General features: G+C 63.5%; 3 protein-coding genes. 2 read left to right on the top strand and 1 reads right to left on the bottom strand.

Going from position 1 to position 3709, the window contains the following annotated elements; all coding sequences use genetic code 11:
* Positions 1-1798 (bottom strand): adenine deaminase (ade, locus tag EN984_RS26145; RefSeq protein ID WP_127384050.1); only part of this gene is annotated, 1798 nt, incomplete at its 3' end.
* 147 nt (positions 1799-1945) lie between these two features.
* Between ade and EN984_RS26140 the strand changes: the two genes are divergently transcribed.
* Together EN984_RS26140 and EN984_RS26135 are read left to right on the top strand one after the other, a co-directional pair.
* Positions 1946-2797 (top strand): alpha/beta hydrolase, encoded by an 852-nt coding sequence (locus tag EN984_RS26140; protein WP_127271933.1) that lies wholly within the window; start codon positions 1946-1948, stop codon positions 2795-2797.
* 94 nt (positions 2798-2891) lie between these two features.
* Positions 2892-3557 carry an outer membrane protein gene (locus tag EN984_RS26135; RefSeq protein WP_127272804.1) on the top strand — a complete coding sequence of 222 codons (666 nt, stop codon included), beginning with the start codon at positions 2892-2894 and terminating at the stop codon, positions 3555-3557.
* Positions 3558-3709: the final 152 nt, after the last annotated feature.

Genomic DNA, 3709 nt, shown 5'->3' with positions numbered 1-3709 from the left:
GATCGACCTTCTGGAACGTCGTCACGTCGATCAGGCCGACATCGGAAATCCTGAGTTCGGGAATGACGACCAGCGCCAGCAGCGAGTGCTGCATGTAGGCGTTGTTCAGCGAACAGCCCATCTTGCGCATCGCCTCGGTGAGCTTCTCTGCCTTGGCCGCGACGATCTCGGCCCGCTCGTCCGACATCAGCCCGGCGATCGGCATTTCGACCAGCGCCAGTTCCTTGCCCTTGGAGAACAGCACGACGCCGCCGCCGACTTCGCCCAGGCGGTTTACGGCCAGCGCCATGTCCTGCTTGTTGGTGCCGACGCAGATGATGTGGTGGGCGTCATGCGCCACGCTGGACGCCATGGCGCAGTCGCCCACATAGCCGAAGCCGGAAACGAAGGCGTTGGTGACGCCGCCCGTGCCCCGGTGGCGCTCGACCAGCGCGATCTGGCAGATGTCGTTGCGGCGGTCCATGGCGACCAGCCCGTCCTCGACCGGCAGATCGGCCTCAAGCGCGCGCGTCGGCGCCTGGTTCTCGATAACGCCGATGACACGCACCCGCACCTCGTTGGCGCCCTTGGGCGCCGTGATGTCGAAGTCGTCGCCCTTCAGCTTCTTGCCGAGCTTGACGGTGTTCTTCGCCGTCTTCGGGTAATCATAGGCCGGAATATCGATTTCGAGCTTGCCGCCCTTGGCCACCCTGACGCCGCGTGCATAGACCTCGTCGATGGTCATTGCGGCGAGATCCGAAACGATCAGCAGGTCGGCCAGCCGGCCCGGCGCGATCGAGCCGATCTCGCGCTCCAGTCTGAAATGCTGGGCGGTGTTGAGCGTCGCCATCTGGATCGCCGTCACCGGCTTCAACCCCTGTTGGATGGCGTGGCGCACCACGCGGTCCATATGGCCTTCCTGGACCAGCGTGCCGGAGTGGCTGTCGTCGGTGCACAGGATGAAATTGCGCGGGTCGATACCGCTCTCCGTCACCGCCTTGATCTGCGAGGCGACGTCGTACCAGGCCGAGCCGAGCCGCAGCATCGCCTTCATGCCCTGGCGCACACGGGCGATGGCATCCTCGGCGCGCGTGCCCTCATGATCGTCCTCGGGGCCGCCGGCGACATAGCCATGGAACGGCAGGCCGAGATCGCGCGAGGCATAGTGGCCGCCGACCGTCTTGCCTGCATGAACCGTCGCCGCGATCTCGCCCGACATGACAGGATCATTGGCGGCGACACCGGGAAAATTCATCACTTCGCCCAGGCCGATAATGTTCTCCCAGGTCATCGCCTCCTCGACATCGGCGACCGTCAGCTCGGCGCCGGCATGTTCCAGCCCCGGCGCCGAAGGCACGCAGGACGGCATCTGCACATGCACGTTGATGGGCATGGCGACCGCTTCGTCATGCATCAGCCGCACGCCGGGCAGGCCAAGCACATTGGCGATCTCGTGCGGGTCGATGAACATCGAGGTGGTGCCGTGCGGAATGACGGCCCGGCAGAACTCGGTCACCGTCACCATGCCGCTTTCGACATGCATGTGCGCGTCGCAGAGACCGGGCACCAGGTAGCGCCCGCCGGCGTCGACCACCTTGGTGCCCTGGCCGATGGCACGGCTGGCATTGGGCCCGCAATAAGCGAAGCGCCCGCCGGCAATGGCGATGTCGGTGCCGGCGATGATCTCGCCCGAATGGACGTTCACCCAGCGGCCGTTGCGCACGACCAGGTCAGCGGGTTTGCGCCCCATGGCGACATCGACCAGATGTGTCGCCATCTCGGTCCACGGTCTGGGTTTTGCGAGCGTTGCTTTCGTCATTCGCGATTCCTTCGGTTGTCGCCAGTCTCGCAAATGTCGGCGGGCGCCGCCAGAGCCGTCGGGCCAACACACCGCGGCAGACTGAGCTTGTTGACTAATCTGGCCAAAGCGCGATGCTGGCTACGGACCGAGCCGTAAGGGGGAAACATGACCCGTTTTTGGAAAGCGTTCGCCGTCGTCATCTTGTTCGCAGCGTCGACCACTTTTGCCGCCGCCGAGGAACGTTGGCAGACCTTGCCGGAGCCTGCGGCCATGCCCAAGCCCGATCAGAGCGGATATGCGCCGGTGAACGGCATCCAGATGTACTACGCCGTTTTCGGAGCGGGTGACCCCGTGCTGCTCATCCATGGCGGCCTCGGCCACGCCGACATCTGGGCCAGCCAGGTGGCCACGTTTTCCAAAACCCACAAGGTGATCGTCGCCGACAGCCGTGGTCACGGCCGCTCCACCCGCACCGAGCAGCCCTATGGCTATGACTTGATGGCGTCGGACTATCTGGCACTGCTCGATTACCTGAAGATCGACAAGACCGCGCTCGTCGGCTGGAGCGATGGCGGAATTATCGGTATCGACATCGCACTGCATCATCCGGAGCGGCTGACAAGGCTCTTTGCGCAAGCCGCCAACGTAACCACCGACGGCGTCGATCCGGGCGTGATGACCAACAAGACCTTTGCCGCCTACATCGACCGCTCCGGCCGCGACTACAAGAAGATGTCGAAAACACCGGACCAGTATGACGCCTTCGTGGCGCAGATAAGCCATATGTGGGAGACCGAGCCGGCGTGGACCAAGGAGCAGCTCGCTGAGATAACCACGCCGACGGCGATCGTTGCCGGCGACCATGATGAAGCGATCAAGCGCGAACACACCGAATATATCGCCTCCGCCATCCCGGGCGCGAAGCTGATTATCCTGCCCAACGCCAGTCATTTCGCCATGCTGCAAGCGCCGGATGAATATAACCAGGCTGTGCTGGACTTCATCGACGCCAAATAGCGGATTCTGTGCGGCGACAGGGGGATTGCGATTGCGGCGAATGCGGTTATCCTTCTGGCGAGGATCTTTCTGAACCGTCATTTCGGGGAGTTCGATGTATCGCCTGATGGTCGCAAGTGCCGGTTTTCTTGCCGCTCTGGCCGTGCCGGCTTTCGCCGCCGACCCAGCGGCCGATGTTCCGATGACCGCGCCCGGCTTCGACTGGACCGGCTACTATGCCGGCATGCAAGCCGGCTATGGCTGGGGTCGGTCCGACATATCAGGAACAGAGGGCGAGCCGTTTTCGGCCACACCCGATGTTGACGGCGGTTTTGTCGGCGGCCATGTCGCCGGACTGTGGCAATTCGACCAGGCGGTGCTGGGCGCCGAGGCGGAACTCAACTATTCCTCGGTCCGCGGCACGACGGTATCGGCCTTCGGAAGCACATTCGGCACCGACATCAAGTGGTTCGGGTCGGTCAACGCCAAGGCGGGCTACGCCATGGACCGCTTGCTGGTCTATGGCATTGGCGGCGTCGCCTTTGCCGGCATCGAAACATCGCAAGTCGCGGGTCCGGCGTTCGACAGCACGCGCACGAATGTCGGCTGGACCGTGGGTGCCGGCGTCGACTACGCGTTGACCGACAAGTTCGTCGTCGGCGCACAGTATCGCTACTATGATTTCGGCTCCGAGCACTACGACGTAGCGGAACCCTTCAACGATCGCGATCAGAACGTGAAGCTCAACACGGTAGGCATCAATTTGAGCTACAAGTTCTGAGCAGGGCCACAATCGCGACGCTGCCGGACCAGGCAACCACTCAAAGGGCTCTTTCATGGAAGAGCGGCCGGCGCTCCCAGTGGGCGGGGGGAATGGGTTGGGCCTGAGAGGCGCCGGCCTTGGCGGATCAAATCCACCACACGCATCCTACC

The organism is Mesorhizobium sp. M7A.F.Ca.CA.004.12.1.1, from assembly GCF_003997835.1.
Classification (GTDB): domain Bacteria; phylum Pseudomonadota; class Alphaproteobacteria; order Rhizobiales; family Rhizobiaceae; genus Mesorhizobium.
The sequence above is the reverse complement of the archived record's forward strand: the minus strand, read 5'-3'. Positions and strand labels throughout refer to the sequence as shown.

Bases quoted from the DNA above. Each gene is read 5' to 3' on its own strand.
- EN984_RS26135 (WP_127272804.1), top strand. From the start codon at position 2,892: ATGTATCGCCTGATGGTCGCAAGTGCCGGTTTTCTTGCCGCTCTGGCC.
- EN984_RS26140 (WP_127271933.1), top strand. From the start codon at position 1,946: ATGACCCGTTTTTGGAAAGCGTTCGCCGTCGTCATCTTGTTCGCAGCG.